This window comes from Flavobacterium sp. MFBS3-15, assembly GCF_026107645.2.
GTDB lineage: Bacteria > Bacteroidota > Bacteroidia > Flavobacteriales > Flavobacteriaceae > Flavobacterium.
In genome coordinates, this window is sequence record NZ_JAPCHV010000039.1 from 1 (window position 1) to 1,349 (window position 1,349).

General features: G+C 36.2%; 1 protein-coding gene. It reads right to left on the reverse strand.

Features of this window, described 5'->3' with window-relative positions; all coding sequences use genetic code 11:
* Positions 1 to 55: 55 nt before the first annotated feature.
* Positions 56 to 1,308 (reverse strand): IS3 family transposase gene (locus OGH69_RS18200; protein WP_265175924.1). Its coding sequence is split into 2 segments (ribosomal slippage): positions 56 to 963 and positions 963 to 1,308, totalling 1,254 coding nucleotides; the frame shifts between segments, so codons are not numbered across the junction.
* Positions 1,309 to 1,349: the final 41 nt, after the last annotated feature.

Consider the following 1,349-nt stretch of genomic DNA (forward strand, 5'->3'; position numbering starts at 1 on the left):
TGACTAGTCCTAAAATAGGTTGACTATTTTTTGATTATACAAATTTGATAAAAGTTCAGACATTTTCAAGTTGTCTGAACTTTTTCTTTTTAAAAGATATTAGTTTGACTTTATCCTGTTGATGCATCTGATTAGGCGTTAACATTGAACAGCTCAGATGAGGCCTTAAGTTATTGTATATTTTAATGCTCTGACTGGTTAATTTCTTCGCCTGGATCATATCTTCAAGTTTGTCAGAGAGCCCAAACTCATCTTTTAATATTCCATTAACCCTTTCAGCAATTGCATTTTCATAGGGGTCTCCATTTTCTGTCATACTAATGGCAATATTGTTTTGTTTTAAATAATCAGTATACAGCTTACTGCAATATTGCAGCCCTCTGTCAGAATGATGTATAAGTTTAGATGTTTTATATTTACGTTTATCCAATGCCATTTTTAGGGCTTTAAGAGTAGAAGTGGCCTCCATGTTATTACAGAGTTCATATCCCATGATCTGTTTGGAGTAAGCATCTGTAATGAGGTGGAGATAAACGTTACCATCAAGTGTATCAATGTAGGTTATATCAGCCACCCATAACTGTTCCGGTCGTTCCAAATGTATCCCCTTGATTAAATTCGGGTATTTTCTGAGCCAGTGTTTTGAGTTGGTTGTAACTGTATACTTACGTTTTCTGTTAACCAACAATCCTTCATGCCTTAAAACTGAGAACAGTTTATCTCTTCCAATATGAATACTGCCTTCCGCTTTAAGTAAATAGTAAAGCTTACGTGTGCCCAGACGCGGCATCTGCCTGCGTAAAACAAGAACCGATTCCCTTGTATCCAAATTCTTAGAATCAGATATTTTCTTATAAGTTTGATGCTTGTAATATGCCTGTTTACTAAAGCCAAACAACCCACAAAACATACTTACTCTTCTTGGGTAGGTTTTGGCAAGCTCGTCAATTGTTTGGCTACGTCTTTTTTTAAGATGCTAATACCTTCTTCTTTTTCAGCTATAGAAATTAATTTCTCATACGCCAAAACCTTTAGTCGGGCTTCTTCTAATTGCTTTTCTAAATCTTTAATACGCTGCTTTTGTGGATCTTTCATAGGGCGACCATTATTGCCTGTTGGATAAACTAATTTACCATATTTACGGCACCAATCCAAAACCCTTGACTTACCACCTATACCATATTTGGCTTTTATCTGAGCTTTGTTTAGGATACCCCGCTCATAGTCCCTGACAACAGCTCGTTTAAAGGCTTCACTGTACCTAATACTCGGGGATAAACCTGTCCCCTTAGAATCCTGCTTTTTCATAATATTGACATTTATTAGTCAACTTTTTTCAGGACGAGACA